Genomic DNA, 15693 nt, shown 5'->3' with positions numbered 1-15693 from the left:
GTAACAACTCGTTCAAAAAAAACAAACGCACACATGAATGCCTCGCCAGGAGAAAGTCTCCAGAGCGATATAAAACGCATGTTAAAAACCCAAATACACGCCAACCAAAAGCGCGAAACCAATATAGAAAAAAACAACCAACCCAGACAAACACGAAACCATTCAAACAATGTCAATGGAAACATCCAAAGACATTCAATTTAAAAATTGAACACGGTCGAAATAGAAACTTTCCTTGTCCCCAAAAAAACAGGGTCGCGAACTCCTGTTCGCGCCCTGTTTTATTTAGTACTGCTCCAGCTTCCTGATACGTCGGAGCGAGAGGCTCAGCCCGCTGGCTTGCTACCGTACCAACGTGGCGTGTAGACCCACTTCCCGCCTTCGGCGCGGGGGAACGTGCAGGTGGTGGACGAACCGATCAACACCATAGTGCGCATGTCCACTTGATCCGGGGTCAACGCGCCGAGCGTCGTCACCCGCAACGTCTGCCCCGGCCGGCCGATGTCACGCCCGAGCACCACCGGTGTCTGCGATGTACGGTGTTGCGCAACGATTTCCAGGGCTCGGCCCAACTGCCACGGTCGCGAACGAGAGATCGGGTTGTAGAAGGCCAGCGCCAGATCCGCCTCGGCGGCCAGATCCAGACGCTTTTCGATGATCGACCACGGCTTGAGGTTGTCCGACAGCGACATCACGCAGAAGTCATGGCCCAGCGGTGCACCGGCCTGAGCGGCGGTGGCGAGCGACGCCGAAACACCCGGCAGGATTTCCAGATCGACGCTGTGCCACGCCGGGTCCGTCGACTCGTGCAACGCTTCGAGCACCGCTGCCGCCATGGCGAACACGCCCGGATCGCCCGACGAAACCACAATCACCGAACGTCCCTGAGCGGCCAGTCTGAAGGCGTGACGGGCACGCTGCATTTCTTCGCGGTTGTCGGTGCAATGCTGCACCTGATCGTCGCGGAAGGGGCCGGCCATGCGCACGTAGGTTTCGTAACCGAGAACGTCGGTGGCGCGGGCCAGTTCGGCTTTCACCGCAGGCACCATCAGCTCTGCCGCGCCCGGGCCGAGGCCGATGACGGCCAGACGGCCGCGCGGACGACCGATCTGCGAAACATCCAGCGGCTGTTCGGCCACGGCGATGGCAATGTCTCGGGATGTTGTGATGATTCGAGCGCCGGGGACTGCATCGCGAACCAACTCACCGATGTCATTCGCCGGCACGACAAAGCGCAGCGGCACTGCCAGTTCAAGCGCTGCTTCACGCAATGCCGGACTGGCCATCTGAGCATCGGCCGCCACCAGACAGGCCAGCGATTGAATCGCCACACCGGCCTGCTGCAATGCATCGCGAAGGGTGCCCGGCACGTCAGTCACTGACGAACCCACCGCCACCGCCACGCTGCGCGGATAAATCAGTAACTCACTGGTATTCGCCGCGCGAGCGGCGCTACCCACATGAATCGAGCGCTGTGCCTGTGGATCTTCCGGCAGTTGCGCCTGCTCAAGCCACGGCGCAGCGCCGTCGATGCGCACGCTGTGGCCGGCGAGCAGATCGGAGACAAAACGCTTGCCCTGCTCCAGATCGCCAAGGGCATAACCGCCGGGCGGGTTGAGCAGGCAGGTGCCGAAACGCAACTCACCGCTGGTGGTGATCGCCGCTGCCACTTCAAGCGCAGCTGCGATCTCGCGGGCCATGACATTCACCCCGCCCAAGCCGCCGAGCAGCGGCACCACGGCGCTGCCGTCTTCAGCCACGGCGAGCACCGGTGGCTCGACACCTTTCTCCAGCAACAGCGGCGCCAGGGTGCGAATGACAATGCCGGCCGCGCACAGGGCAATGATCGGCGTGTCCTGTTGATACAACTCGCGCAGGGTCGCGCCGAAGTCGCTGTAAGTCAGGTCGGCGCCTTCGACGCGTCCATTGAGGCCGTGAATCTTTGCAGCCGGATAGACCTGCTGAAGGCGACGGGCCGTGGCCAGCGCGCCCTGGCCGAGAATGACGATGGCCGGTGTGGAATGGGTCATCAGCCTTGCCACCGTTCGCCGGGAACAATGATCAGCGAGAAGTACGGCGATGACATCGGCTCGACCTCATCCAGCGACACGATCTTCTGGTTGGCCATGGTCGCGCGCTCGACGTACAGCGCACGTTCGGCCAGACCCAGCTCTGCCAACACGTCGCGCACTTTCGGGAAATTGCGCCCCAGTTTCATGATCACCGCCGCATCGGCATCGGCCAGACGGCGCTTGAGTTCTTCGTGAGGCAGCACGCCGGACAGCACCGACAGGCTCTGATTGCGATACACCAGCGGCGCGCCGAGCACCGACGCGCCGCCGAGCATCGAGCAGACGCCCGGCACCACTTCGGCTTCATAGCGGCCGGCGAGGCGGTCATGCAGGTACATGTAGGAGCCGTAGAAGAACGGATCACCTTCGCAGATCACGGCCACATCGCGACCGGCATCCAGATGCGCGGCCACTTCCTCGGCGGCGTCATCGTAGAAGTCGCTGATCACCTGTTCGTAGGACAGCGGTGCCGGCAGTACTTCGGTGGTCACCGGGTACACCAGCGGCAGCAGATTCTGCGCGTCCTGCAGGTGCGCTTCGATGATGCCGAACGCGTTACCCTTCTTGCCCTTGGCCACAAAGTACGCCACCACCGGCGATTCGCGCAGCAGGCGCAGGGCCTTGACGGTAATCAGTTCCGGATCACCGGGGCCGACGCCCAGGCCAATCAAACGTCCTTGAGCCTGCATCATTCGATCTCCGTGGCGAGGGCATTGACCGCAGCGGCGGCCATGGCGCTGCCGCCGAGGCGGCCCTGCATGATCACGAACGGCACGCCACGGCTGTTGGCGGCCAGCTCGGCCTTGGATTCGGCAGCGCCGACAAAGCCCACCGGGAAGCCGAGGATCAGCGCCGGTTTCGGGGCGCCGGCGTCGAGCATTTCCAGCAGATAGAACAGCGCCGTCGGCGCGTTGCCGATCACCACCACGCTGCCTTCCAGATGCGGACGCCACAGTTCCAGCGCAGCTGCCGAGCGAGTGTTGCCCAGCTCGCGCGCCAGTTCCGGCACACTGTCGTCGCGCAAGGTGCAGATCACTTGGTTGTTGGCCGGCAGGCGCGCGCGGGTCACACCTTCGGAAACCATCCGCGCATCACAGAGGATCGGCGCGCCAGCGGCCAGCGCATCGCGCCCGGCCTTGCCGGCGCCTTCGGAGAACTGCAGCCCGTCGATGGCCTCGACCATGCCGCAGGCGTGAATCACCCGCACCGCGAGTTTTTCCAGGTCGGCCGGGATACGAGCCAGGTTGGCCTCGCTGCGAATGATCGCGAAGGAGTTGCGATAGATCTCCTGACCGTCGCGGATGTAATCAAGCATCAAGGGGGCTCCGTGAGCGGGCGGCGAGCAAGGTCGCGGCCGCTTCGATAGTAAGGTTGTGAGCGTGCAGCGCGCCGAAACCCGGCAGCGCTGCATCGCGAAAATAGAGATCGTAGTGACCGGGGCCGACCGCCAGCAGAGTCACCGCAGCCCGATGTGCGGCGGCGCAGGAACGCGGGCAGCCGGACAGGTGCACATCCACGGCATGTGGCAACAGCGTAGCCAGCAGGCGGGCATCGTGTTTGGTGTCGGCCAGGCCTTTGCCGCAGCCGTTGGCGCCGGTGCAGGCGATCAGGTGCGTTAAAGGCTCTTCGACATGGGTCAGCAGGTTCAGCTTGCCCAATTCGTCGAGCACTTGAACCGCATCGGTTTCCCGCACATTGGGCAGCAACAGACTCTGCCAAGGGGTGAAGCGCAGGCTGCCGTCGCCGAAGGTTATGGCCAGTTGCGCAGCGCCACGCAGCATGTCCGGACCGAGGCGGCCGAGCGGCGGTGCGGCACCGACATAGACCTGACCGGCCGATGGCTGAGGGTGAATGCCGAGGTGCAACCCTTCCGGTCCGGCTGCCCGCTGCCAATCACCAGCGGCTTTCAGGCTGATCCGCTGACCGAGTTTTTCCAGGAACAGCGGCGCCGGGCATTCATCCAGCAGATGGCGCATCCGCGTCTGCTCCGGTCGGGCGAGATCAAGGAACAACTCCAGCACCGCGACCACCAGCGCATGTCCGTCCACAAGCGCCACGGCGGCCAACGGTCGCTCCGTCGGGCAACCCGCCAGGCCAAACGCCAACAGCGTGTTTTCACCGCTTTCGAATGCCGACAACCACAGATCATGGGGATGTTTGAGCATCGCCAGCGCTTCACCGCCATCCAGTTGCACGGCGAACTTGGCGCTCAGCTCGTGGAAGCGCGGATGGCTTTGCAGGGTCTCGAGGATCTGCCCGGCCAATGGACGGGTATCGAAGCGCATCTGTCGGTCAATGCCGGCGGCGGGGCTGAGCATCAGGTTGCGCACGTCGTCGCCGGCGGCGGTTCGCGGCCCGAGACCGGCGGCCAGCAGGCTGTCGATCAGCGCGGCGGACTGGTCGCCGATCCCGCGAATCTGCAGATTGCCCCGGTTGGTCGCCTCGATCGCCCCGCCGGCAAACCGCTCGGCGGCATTGGCCACCGCATCGGCCTGATCGGCCGTGATCGAACCTCCATCGAGCTTGATCCGGCAGATGCCACCATCCAGCGCCTGGACGATACGCAGCAACCCCGGACAGGCCGAGGGGCGTATGGCGTTGGACATCGGACGTTCGTTCAAGGGCTGACAGCTCTGTGGGAAAGGCGCTTCGCGGGCGAAGGCGCGGTATTATGCCTGCTTTGTCCGACGGCATGAAAAGTCTGCCCGTCGGAACGGCGCGTTTGCGGACACTTTTTTGAGGGGCTACAGATGTCACCCTGGCTGACAGTAGTAGGAATCGGTGAAGACGGCTTCAAAGGCCTGGGCAAGAATGCCCGGCGCGCCTTGATGGACGCTTCGCGGATCATCGGCGGTCAGCGTCAGCTGGATCTGTTGCCGGTGTGCATCCGTGGCGAGCGCCAGTTGTGGCCGAGCCCGTTTTCCCTGGCCCCGGTGCTCGAGCGTCGCGGTGAAGCCGTGTGTGTGCTGGCCAGTGGTGATCCGATGTTCTACGGCGTTGGCGCGAGTCTGGCGCGTCAGGTTCCGGAAGCCGAGATGCTGGTCCTGCCGGCCCCGTCGTCCTGCTCGCTGGCGGCGGCCCGACTGGGCTGGCCGTTGCAGGACGTCAGCGTGCTGTCGCTGGTGGCTCGCCCGCTGGCGGCTCTCAATGCACAACTGTTTGGCGGCGTGCGCCTGTTGCTGCTGAGCAATGACGGCCAGAGCCCGGCGGCGGTTGCCACGTTGCTGCGTGAACGCGGATTCGGCGCCAGTCGCCTGAGCGTGCTGGAACATCTGGGCGGCAGCGCCGAACGCCGGATCGACGGCAGCGCCAACGACTGGAACGATCCGCTCATTGCCGACCTCAACGTGATCGCCCTCGAGTGCCTCGCCGATCCGCAGACACCGCGCCTGTCGCGCCTCGCCGGCCTGCCGGACTCGGCCTTCCGGCACGACGGCCAACTGACCAAGCGCGACGTGCGCGCGATCACCCTCGCCCGCCTCGCCCCGACACCGGGCGAATTGCTCTGGGACGTCGGCGCGGGCAGCGGCTCGATCGGCATCGAGTGGATGCGCGCGCACCCGAGCTGTCGCGCACTGGCCATCGAGGCTGACGATGGTCGCCAGCAGCTGATCGAACACAACCGCGATGCGCTGGGTGTGCCCGGCCTGCAACTGATTCGTGGCAGCGCCCCGCAAGCTCTCGCCGGGCTGGAGCGACCGGACGCGATTTTCATCGGCGGCGGCGTGACCCGCGAAGGCGTGCTGGAAACCTGCTGGGCACAACTCAAACCCGGTGGCCGACTGGTCGCCAACGCTGTGACCCTGCAAAGCGAAATGACCTTGATGAGCTGGCGCGAACGCCACGGCGGCGAACTGACCCGCATCCACATCGCCCAGGCACAGCCGCTGGGCGAATTCGACACCTGGCGCCAGGCGTTGCCGATCACCCTGCTCGATCTGGTCAAACCCCTCGATGCGTGACGAAACCGCCGAACAACCCGCGCCCCTGCGCAGCGGCCTGACTACCGGCAGCTGCGCCACGGCCACCAGCCTCGCCGCCGCGCGCCTGTTGCTCGGTGGAGTGGTGGCGGACGCCGTGCAGATCGTCTTGCCCAAGGGCAAGCAGGTGCAGATGCGCCTGGAGTTCTGTCGGCTGACCAAGGACGGCGCCGAGGCTGGAACCATCAAGGATGCCGGTGACGACCCGGACGTGACTCACGGCGCATTGCTCTATTCCCGCGTGCAGCTGATGGCCGAGCCGGGAATTCGCTTCATCGCCGGCAAAGGCGTCGGCACCGTGACCCGTCCGGGTTTGGTGCTGCCCGTCGGCGAACCGGCGATCAACCCGGTGCCGCGCAAGATGATCAGCGATCACCTGACGCTGCTCGCCGAAGAAACCGGCTATCGCGGCGGCTTCGAGGTGACGGTCAACGTCGAGGGCGGCGAAGCCCTGGCGCTGAAGACCATGAACCCACGCCTGGGCATCCTCGGCGGGCTGTCGATCCTCGGTACCAGCGGCATCGTCCGGCCGTTTTCCTGCGCGGCGTACATCGCTTCGATCCACCAAGGCATCGACGTGGCGAAAACCAACGGCTTCCTGCACATCGCCGCCTGCACCGGCAACGCCAGCGAAGACACCATGCGCCGGGTCTACAACCTGCCGGAAATTGCCCTGATCGAAATGGGCGACTTCGTCGGCGCGGTGCTCAAGCACCTGCGCAAAGTACCTGTGGATAAACTCAGCCTGTGCGGCGGCTTCGGCAAAATCAGCAAACTGGCGGCCGGGCACATGGACCTGCATTCGCGTCATTCGAGCATCGACCTGCCGCAACTGGCCGAATGGGCGGCGGCGATTGGCGCCGACGACACCTTGCAACAAGCCATTCGTGGGGCGAACACCAGTCAGCAGGCGTTGGCGATCGCCAGTGCGGCTGGCGTTGCCCTCGGTGATGAGGTCTGTCGCCATGCTCTGGAGTTCGCACGCAGCGTGGTACCGGCGCAGGTCCAGGTCGAAGTGTTTGCGATAGATCGTCAGGGCGGCATCGTCGGCCATGCGGGAGCCTTTGTATGAAGCGAATCTTGTTGCTGGGCGGTGTGACTGAAGCGCTGGCCATCGCGCGCACGTTGGGGCCGGAACACATTTACAGCCTGGCCGGCGTCGGCCGGGTGCCGACCGATCTGACCTGTCAGGTGCGCGTCGGCGGCTACGGTGGCGCCGAAGGTCTGGCGCAGTTCATTCGCGCTAAAGGCATCACGCTTTTACTCGACGCGACCCATCCCTACGCCGCACAGATCAGCCAGAACGCCGCCACCGCCGCGCAACTCACCGGCATCCCCTGCTGGGCCCTGCGCCGCCCGGCCTGGCAACCGCAACCGGGCGATGACTGGCGCGACGTCGCCGACTGGGCCGAACTGATCACCGCCCTCGAACCCTTCCGCCGCCCCCTGTTCACCCTCGGCCGCGAACCGCTGCAACACCTCGATGAAATCCCCGCGCACCAGTTCTGGACCCTGCGCGCCCTCGACGTCTACCCCGGCAACGAACGCTGCGAAGTCATCGGCGCCCGTGGGCCGTTTCTACTGGAAGATGAGCGGGCGCTGTTCGAAAGCCGGCAGATCGACGTGCTGATCAGCAAGAACAGCGGCAGCACCGCAACCGAGCCGAAGCTGGACGTGGCGCGGGCGCTTGGGGTGCCGGTGATGGTGTTGAAGCGGCCGGTGTTGGCGGGGGTTGATCGGGAGTTTTGGACGGTTGCTGACGCCATCGCTGCCCTCGCGGCCGGAGTCCGACCGTGAAAAACAAAAAGCTCAAGTCCTACTGAGTGCTAGGACACTGCCCACAAGAACTTAAAGAATCGCTGACTATCTGCACGAGCGGCCCAGGCTTACGTTTAGCGTTTCATCGAATTTGTGAGCACGTTCCAATGACCGGAAAATTCACCCGCTTCGACATCAAGGACTTTCTCCACACGCCTGCTGAACTGGTGCACTACGTCAAGGCATGTTCGGAACTGGACTCAGGCGATGGACGATTCAACCGCGTGGCGCTCCGAGACTATAAGCAGACCATCCGATTGAGAATTCAATCTGATCCGGATTTCGCACAGGCATTGCGAATCGAAGCCGCTACACTCTTTCATAACGGCGAGACGGAACTGGCAAGCATGCTACTCGCACAATTGCATGTAGCGCTGCGACACCAAACCGCACGACGCTTTTTTACTTATCGGCCCTGATCAGGCTAAATAGCCGCGCCTGATCGCCCACCCTACGGATCTGTCCCATGAACCGACACCGGCTCGCATTTGCCTGGATCGCCTGCTTCGCAGTGCTGTTCAACATGCTCGCCATGCCGTTGACGGGAGCGATGGCGCAGGCGGCGCAGACGCCGGCCGAGCAGTTGCTGTGGAGCAGTTTCTGCACCGGCAGCGGGACGAAGATGGTGGCGATCGACATCGGCAGCCTCGATCAGAAAGCGCCGCAGAGTGGTGACCATCATTCGACCATGCAGCATTGCTGGTGCTGTTCCGGATCGGCGCCGGTGGTGGCGTTGCCGGGGCATTCGCCGCAGCTGTATTTCGCCCGATACGAAAGCAACCGCAGCGTGGCGCCCGCCTTGCTGCAAACCCCGACACCGCGCCAGCAATGGCCGAGCCTCAATCCCCGCGCCTCTCCTCTGGTTTGATTTGTTCCCGCATTTGACCTGCGTTTCAAATCGTTCTGGAGAACTGCCATGTTGAACAAACTCATCGTCATCGCTGCGCTGTTGCTGCCTGCGTGCTTCGCCCATGCCCACGAATACAAGGCCGGCGAGCTGGAAATCGCCCACCCGTGGTCGCAGGAACTGCCGCCGAATGCGCCGACGGTTGCCGCGTATTTCATCATTCACAACGCCGGCAAGACGGCTGACCGCCTGCTCAGCGTCGATTCGCCGATCGCCCCGACGGCCGAACTGCACGAGCACGTGATGCAGGGTGATCTGATGAAGATGCAACAGGTGTCGAACGTGGCCATCCCGGCCGGTGGAAACGTGACCTTCGCGCCGATGGCCTATCACGTGATGCTGATGAATCCGACCGACCGCAGTCTGCTGACCGACGGCAAGCGCTTTCCCCTGACGATGCACTTTGAAAAGGCCGGTGACGTGACCGTCGAAGTCGCCGTGCAGAAGAAGCCGCCGGAAGCCACGCAAGCCCACGCGCACGCCCAGTAACCGTTCCGGCAGACCCCGCCCATGCGCCCCCTGAGCGCCAGGCCCTCCCTGCAACGCCGTCAGACTGAACACCTGACCCGCGGCAGCTGGATCGCCCTGTTCGCCATGTTGATGATCTTCATCGGCCCGCTGATTTCCCAGTCGATGCCGATGGATCAGCACGCCTCGACCTCCATGCCGATGAGCATGGACATGTCGATGGACATGCCGGGCATGGATCATTCCGGGCACGGTGCACAGCCCTCCGCGGAACACTGTCCGCCGCAATCCGCACACCACGTGCTGTGGGAAAAGTGCGGCTATTGCAGCCTGCTGTTCAACTGCCCGGCGCTGACCGGCGGTGGCAGCTTCGCCACTTTCAGCATTCCACTGGTCAACACCTTCACCCCACCCTCCCCGCGCCTGGGCCATGCCCGGCAGACTTTCTTCCCCGGCGCCCGCACCCGCGCCCCGCCCATCGCAGCGTAAACACCCACCTCTGATTGCACACGGTTGAGAAGACAGCCTCAGGCTGCCGGCCGTGTCGTTTACGACTGTTCGATGGAAATTGTCATGTCCAGGTTTTCTGCTGTCCCACGCCCGGGTTCTGCCCCGGCGTCCTTTGCCCTGAACGAATCCCGCGTTCGTTTCAGGCACGCTACCGCCGTCCTTTGCGGCGTCCTGCTGTCCCCGCTGGTCCACGCCGACGAACACGCCGGCCATGCTGACGAACTGAGCCCGACGGTGATTACCGCCATCGCTCCGAGCTCGCCGCTGACCATCGTCACCAACCCGAAAGACCCGCGCCAACCGGTGCCCGCCAGCGACGGCGGCGACTACCTGAAGACCATTCCAGGCTTCGCCCTGGTGCGCAACGGCGGCACCAACGGTGATCCGGTGCTGCGCGGGATGTTCGGTTCGCGCCTGAACATCCTCACCAACGGCAGCATGATGCTCGGCGCCTGCCCCGGCCGGATGGACGCGCCGACCTCGTACATCTCGCCCGAAACCTACGACAAACTCACCGTGATCAAAGGCCCGCAAACCGTGCTCTACGGACCGGGCGCGTCGGCCGGCACGATCCTGTTCGACCGCGAGCCAGAAAGCTTCGGCGAACTCGGCACCCGGGTGAACGCCAGCGTGCTGGCCGGCTCCCACGGGCGCTTCGACAAGGTCGTTGATGCGGCGGCCGGCGGCTCGCTGGGCTATGTGCGGGTGATCGGCAACACCGCGCATTCCGACGACTACCGCGACGGCAACAACGACATCGTTGCCTCGCGCTATGACAAGTGGAACGGCGACGTGGCGCTGGGCTGGACCCCGGATGCCGACACCCTGATCGAACTCACTGCCGGCAAGGGCGACGGCGAAGCGCGCTACGCCGGACGCGGCATGGACGGCTCGCAATTCCTGCGCGAAAGCCTCGGTCTGCGTTTCGAGAAATCCAACATCACCGATGTGCTGGAGAAGCTCGAAGCCCAGGTCTACTACAACTACGCCGACCACGTGATGGACAACTACACCCTGCGCACGCCGTCCGGCACCGGGATGATGGCCGGTCCCATGGCATCCAACGTCGACCGCCGCACCCTCGGCGCGCGGATCAAGGCCACCTGGCGCTGGGCCGATATCCAGCTGATCACCGGCCTCGACGCGCAGACCAACGAACACCGGCAGCGCAGCGGCATGGGCATCGATACCTACAAGGATCAGCCGTACACCAAGGACGCCGACTTCCATAACTACGGGGTGTTCAGCGAAATGACCTGGTACGCCGCCGACCGCGACCGTCTGATCACCGGCGCCCGGGTCGACCGTGCCTCGGCCAGGGATTTCCGGCAGACCACCGGTTCGGGAATGATGTCGCGCCCGAACCCGACTGCCGGCGATACCCGCGCCGACACCCTGCCGAGCGGCTTCGTCCGTTACGAGCATGACCTGGCCGACAGCCCGACCACGCTCTACGCCGGCCTCGGTCACGCCCAACGGTTTCCGGATTACTGGGAGCTGTTTTCGCCCAAGTCCGGCCCGGCGGGTTCGGTCAATGCGTTCGATTCGATCAAACCGGAGAAGACCACTCAGCTGGACTTCGGCGTGAACTACAAGGACGCCAATCTCGAAGCCTGGGCCTCGGGCTACATCGGCGTGGTGCGCGACTACATCCTGTTCGATTACACCCCGACGATGATGGGCATGAGCACTTCCCGCGCCGAGAACATCGACGCGCGGATCATGGGCGGTGAACTCGGTGCCGCCTACAAACTCACCGACAACTGGAAAGCCGATGCGACCTTGGCCTACGCCTGGGGCAAAAACAGCAGCGACGGAAAGGCACTGCCGCAGATGCCGCCGCTGGATGCCCGCTTCGGCCTGACCTACAGCGAAGACAACTGGAGCGCCGGCGCACTGTGGAGGGTGGTTGCCGCGCAAAACCGTATCGACCAGAACAAGGGCAACGTGGTCGGCAAGGATTACGACAAGAGTTCGGGCTTCGGCGTGTTCTCGCTCAACGGCGCCTACCGGATCAACAAACACTGGAAGGTCAGTACCGGCGTCGACAACCTGTTCGGCAAGGCTTACGCCGAACACCTGAACCTGGCGGGCAACGCCGGGTTCGGCTACCCGGCCAACGACCCGCAAGCGATCAATGAACCGGGGCGCACGCTCTGGACCAAGGTGGACATGAGTTTCTAACCCTGAAGGGCGCTCGCTCCCTTCAGGGAGCGGGCGGCAACAGACAACGAGAAGATCCAAGCCAAGCGGAGCACACGTGATGAAACAGCCCAAACCGAATTTCTACAACCTGGCCTGGCGTTGGCATTTTTATGCCGGATTGTTCGTCGCCCCATTCATGGTGATGCTGGCCCTGACCGGCATCATTTACCTGTTCAAGCCGCAGCTCGATTCGCTGATGTACAGCAGCCTGCTGAACGTCCCCGCCGGGCATCACACGGTGCCGGCCGATGACTTGCTGCAAAAGGTCAAAAGCGCTTATCCACAGGGCCAGGTCACCCAGTACCTGCCGCCGGTGAATGCCGAGCGCAGCGCGCAGTTTGTCGTGGCCAATGCCGGCCATGAGCTGAACGTGTTCGTCGATCCGTACCACGGCGACATCCTTGGCGAGCAGGATGCCAGGCAGAACCTGCAAGCCATCGCCCGGGCGATTCACGGCGAGTTGATGATCGGCACCGTCGGTGACCGACTGATCGAAATGGCCGCCGGCTGGGGCGTGGTGCTGGTGGTGTCCGGGGTTTTCCTGTGGTGGCCGCGAGGTCAGGCAGCGGGGATTCTGTGGCCACGCCTGAGCAGTCGCGGCCGCGTGCTGTGGCGTGACCTGCATGCCGTTACCGGATTCTGGGGCGCCGCGTTGCTGCTGGTGATGCTGCTCAGCGGCATGACCTGGACCGGTTTCTGGGGCAAGCAGTACGCGCAGGTGTGGAACGTGTTCCCGGCGGCGATGTGGGACAACGTGCCGACTTCCGATGTCGAGGCCGGCAGCCTCAATAACGCCGCGCGCCAGACCGTGCCGTGGGCGATGGAAAACACCCCGATGCCGATGTCCGGCGACCACGCCGAACACATGGCCCACGGCGGTATGCAACACGGCCCCGCTGCACCGACCATCCGCCTGCAGGACGTGCAAAACATCGCCGTTGAGCGCAAGGTCGAGCCGGGCTACAGCATCACAATGCCGACCACCGCCGCCGGCGTGTTCACCATCGCCGTGTTCGCCGACGACCCACGCAACGACGCGACCCTGCACATCGATCAGTACACCGGCAAGGTTCTCGCCGATGTGCGCTTCGAGCAGTACGGCGCGGTTGCCCGGGCCACCGAGATCGGCGTGATGCTCCACGAAGGCAAGATGTTCGGCACCTTCAACCAGATCATCGTGCTGCTGATCTGCCTGATGATCCTGCTCAGCGCCGTCAGCGGCGTGGTGATCTGGTGGAAGCGCCGCCCGCAAGGAAAATTCGGCGTGCCGCCGCTGCGTCATGATCTGCCGAAGTGGAAAACCGGGGTGGCGATCATGCTGGTGCTGGCGGTGGTGTTTCCGCTGGTGGGGGCTTCGCTGGTGGTGGTGTGGTTGCTGGATCGGCTGCTGTTGTCGCGTCTGGCCCGGCAAACTGAATCTGCTTCAACTTCATCGTGAATCTCGCGAGATGCGCGATCCAGACAGATCTTTAAACTGCCGAGGCTTAATCTCCGGCAATTTTTAGTGTTACTGTATAACGCAAATTTGCTGCTCTGCCCGCAGCCATGCACTGTCATGAGGCTGCGGGCTTTTCTTTTGAAGAAGTGATTCACCGTCCCGATGAACAAGTACCTCTTGTCCAGCCTCTGTCTGTTCGCCTTGAACCACAGCGCCCACGCCGACAACGCCCCGCTGACGCTGCCCACCGGCACCATCACCGCCCTGGCCAATGACGACCAGACCGTCAGCCTGAGCACGCCAACCAGCGCCGGCTCGCGCCTGAACCTCAGCGCGATGGAAACCCCGGCCAGCGTCGAAAGCCTCAGCGGCGAGCAAGTCCGCGCCCGTGGCGATCGCAGCGTGCAGGACGCGGTGTCGCGCAGCACCGGCATCAGCCGCACCGGCACGCCGGGCGATGGCGGCACTTCGTTGCAAGCCCGGGGTTTTACTGGGCAGAGTTCGGTGATGCAGTTGTATGACGGTAACCGCCTGTACACCGGCATGGGCACCGTGACGTTCCCGGTCGACACTTGGTCGGTGGAGCGCGTCGATGTCCTGCGCGGCCCGGCCTCGGTGCTGTACGGCGAAGGCGCGACCGGTGCGGTGGTCAACGCGATCCCGAAAAAGCCGTTCGAAGGCGAAATCGAAAACCACGTGCGCGTCGGTTACGGCTCGTTCGACCGCCAGCAGCAGGCGTTCGACAGCGGCGGCTCGCTGACCGACACCCTGAGCTATCGCCTCAACCTCAACCGCCTGCGCAGCAATGGCTGGGTCGATCGCGGTGATTCATCCAGCGACTTCATCAGCGCCGCCCTGCGCTGGCAGGCCACCGACGATCTGAGTTTCACCCTCGCTCACGATTACGGCGATCAGCGCCCGCAGAACTACTTCGGTACGCCACTGATCAACGGCCAGTTGAAGGACAGCCTGCGCAACAAGAACTACAACGTGCGCGACGACAAACAGCACTACAACGATCAATGGACGCGCCTGACCAGCGACTGGCAGATCAACGATGCAGTCAGCGCCAACAACGAGCTGTACTACCTCAAGGCCCAGCGCCGCTGGCAGAACGCCGAGAACTACAACTTCGACGTTGACAGTCAGCAGCTCAGCCGCAGCGGCTATTTTGGCATCGGCCATAAGCAGGAACAGGTCGGCGACCGCCAGACCTTCACCTTCAAGCACTCGCTGTTCGGCCTCGACAGCCAGACCGTGACCGGCGTTGATTACAACCGCATCCGCTTCCAGCTCGACAGCAACTCGCCGTTCAACGACGTATTGCCGAACGGCCAGCCGCTGGATCGCTATCACCCGCAGACCGGCTATTTCGAGAGCGCCGATCCGTATCGCGATCAGTTCGACAGCACCACCAAACAGATGTCGGTGTTCGCCGAAAACCGCACGCAACTGAGCGAACGCTGGTCGCTGGTGACCGGTGTGCGCCGCGACTACGTACACGTGGATCGCAACAACCTGGTCGACGGCAGCCAGAGCGACAAGCCCCTGACCGGCAACAACTGGAAGGCCGGTCTGGTGTTCGCGCTGACCCAGGACACCTCGTTCTACGGCCAGGTCGCCACCAGCACCGATGGCATCGGCGGTTTGATTTCCCTGAGCCCGAGCCAGCAGCAATATGACCTGTCGACCGCGCGGCAAACCGAGATCGGCCTGAAGCAGTTGTTCTGGGATCAGCGTGGTGAGTTCACCCTGGCGGCGTATCGCATCGTGAAGAAGAAGCTGCTGACTGACGACCCGGGCAACCCGACGCTCAAGCAGCAGGTCGGCCAGCAATCGTCGAACGGTGTGGAGGCCAGCCTCGACCTGCAACTGCAGAACGCCTGGCAACTGCAAGCCAACGCTGCAATCGTGAAGGCCAAGTACGACGATTTCGAAGAAGTGGTCGGTGGCGTGCCCGTGTCGCGCAACGGCAATCGCCCGGTGGACGTGCCACGCCGCACTGCCAATCTGTGGCTGAGCAAGGCGCTGACCGATGACCTGAAAGCCGGTGCCGGCGTGCGTTATGTCGATGCGCGCTACGCCGACATGGCCAACCGCAACGAGCTGCCGAGCTACACCGTGGTCGATGCAACGCTGTCGTGGAAAGCCCTGCGCAACACCACGCTGGGCTTGCAGGTGAACAATCTGTTTGACCGGACGTACGCGCAAAGCCAATACAATGAGGGCCAGCAGTGGATTCTGGGTGAGCCTCGTTCGTTCTTTGTCACCGCTGACTACACCTTCTAGAACAGG

14 protein-coding genes are annotated in these 15693 nt (G+C 63.6%); 10 read left to right on the top strand and 4 right to left on the bottom strand.

Annotation, left to right across the window (positions count from 1 at the left end; translation table 11 throughout):
• Positions 1-326 precede the first annotated feature (326 nt).
• From cobJ to cobG, 4 genes are read right to left on the bottom strand one after another with little or no spacing between them, the layout of a single operon-like run.
• A complete protein-coding gene (gene cobJ / locus JKA62_RS08280; protein WP_201817297.1) occupies positions 327-2030 on the bottom strand; it encodes a precorrin-3B C(17)-methyltransferase in 1704 nt (567 codons plus the stop codon).
• Entirely contained in the window at positions 2030-2764 is a 735-nt protein-coding gene (locus tag JKA62_RS08275) for a precorrin-2 C(20)-methyltransferase (protein WP_011332254.1), read from the bottom strand. Before JKA62_RS08275 ends, cobJ begins: the two co-directional genes overlap by 1 nt.
• Positions 2761-3387, bottom strand: a complete 627-nt coding sequence (locus JKA62_RS08270) for a precorrin-8X methylmutase (RefSeq protein ID WP_011332253.1) — start codon at positions 3385-3387, stop codon at positions 2761-2763. Before JKA62_RS08270 ends, JKA62_RS08275 begins: the two co-directional genes overlap by 4 nt.
• Entirely contained in the window at positions 3380-4678 is a 1299-nt protein-coding gene (gene cobG, locus JKA62_RS08265; protein ID WP_011332252.1) for a precorrin-3B synthase, read from the bottom strand. Before cobG ends, JKA62_RS08270 begins: the two co-directional genes overlap by 8 nt.
• A 144-nt stretch (positions 4679-4822) precedes the next feature.
• Here cobG and JKA62_RS08260 point away from each other — a divergent pair, with 144 nt between their 5' ends.
• The 10 genes from JKA62_RS08260 (at position 4823) to JKA62_RS08215 (ending at position 15687) form a co-directional block, all read left to right on the top strand.
• Positions 4823-6034: a bifunctional cobalt-precorrin-7 (C(5))-methyltransferase/cobalt-precorrin-6B (C(15))-methyltransferase gene (locus JKA62_RS08260; protein WP_011332251.1), complete on the top strand. Its 1212-nt coding sequence runs from the start codon at positions 4823-4825 to the stop codon at positions 6032-6034.
• On the top strand, positions 6027-7124 hold the full coding sequence (locus JKA62_RS08255; RefSeq protein ID WP_011332250.1) for a cobalt-precorrin-5B (C(1))-methyltransferase: 1098 nt from the start codon (positions 6027-6029) through the stop codon (positions 7122-7124). Before JKA62_RS08260 ends, JKA62_RS08255 begins: the two co-directional genes overlap by 8 nt.
• Positions 7121-7849 carry a cobalt-precorrin-6A reductase gene (locus tag JKA62_RS08250; RefSeq protein ID WP_201817296.1) on the top strand — a complete coding sequence of 243 codons (729 nt, stop codon included), beginning with the start codon at positions 7121-7123 and terminating at the stop codon, positions 7847-7849. Before JKA62_RS08255 ends, JKA62_RS08250 begins: the two co-directional genes overlap by 4 nt.
• A gap of 128 nt (positions 7850-7977) precedes the next feature.
• Positions 7978-8289 carry a hypothetical protein gene (locus JKA62_RS08245; protein WP_039772019.1) on the top strand — a complete coding sequence of 104 codons (312 nt, stop codon included), beginning with the start codon at positions 7978-7980 and terminating at the stop codon, positions 8287-8289.
• A gap of 47 nt (positions 8290-8336) precedes the next feature.
• The gene (locus JKA62_RS08240; protein ID WP_007951042.1) at positions 8337-8738 is read left to right on the top strand and encodes a DUF2946 domain-containing protein; all 402 of its coding nucleotides are present in this window, start codon (positions 8337-8339) and stop codon (positions 8736-8738) included.
• A 48-nt stretch (positions 8739-8786) separates the two neighbouring features.
• Positions 8787-9266 (top strand): copper chaperone PCu(A)C, encoded by a 480-nt coding sequence (locus JKA62_RS08235; RefSeq protein ID WP_103386781.1) that lies wholly within the window; start codon positions 8787-8789, stop codon positions 9264-9266.
• Positions 9267-9287: 21 nt separating this feature from the next.
• The gene (locus JKA62_RS08230) at positions 9288-9734 is read left to right on the top strand and encodes a DUF2946 domain-containing protein (protein ID WP_201817294.1); all 447 of its coding nucleotides are present in this window, start codon (positions 9288-9290) and stop codon (positions 9732-9734) included.
• A gap of 84 nt (positions 9735-9818) precedes the next feature.
• Positions 9819-11939 carry a TonB-dependent copper receptor gene (locus JKA62_RS08225; RefSeq protein ID WP_201817291.1) on the top strand — a complete coding sequence of 707 codons (2121 nt, stop codon included), beginning with the start codon at positions 9819-9821 and terminating at the stop codon, positions 11937-11939.
• A 79-nt stretch (positions 11940-12018) separates the two neighbouring features.
• Positions 12019-13398, top strand: a complete 1380-nt coding sequence (locus JKA62_RS08220) for a PepSY-associated TM helix domain-containing protein (protein WP_201817285.1) — start codon at positions 12019-12021, stop codon at positions 13396-13398.
• Positions 13399-13560: 162 nt separating this feature from the next.
• Positions 13561-15687, top strand: a complete 2127-nt coding sequence (locus JKA62_RS08215; protein WP_201817283.1) for a TonB-dependent receptor — start codon at positions 13561-13563, stop codon at positions 15685-15687.
• The last annotated feature ends 6 nt before the right edge of the window (positions 15688-15693 follow it).

Origin of the sequence: Pseudomonas sp. B7 (assembly GCF_016735645.1) — a bacterium.
GTDB lineage: Bacteria > Pseudomonadota > Gammaproteobacteria > Pseudomonadales > Pseudomonadaceae > Aquipseudomonas > Aquipseudomonas glycinae.
The sequence above is the reverse complement of the archived record's forward strand: the minus strand, read 5'-3'. Positions and strand labels throughout refer to the sequence as shown.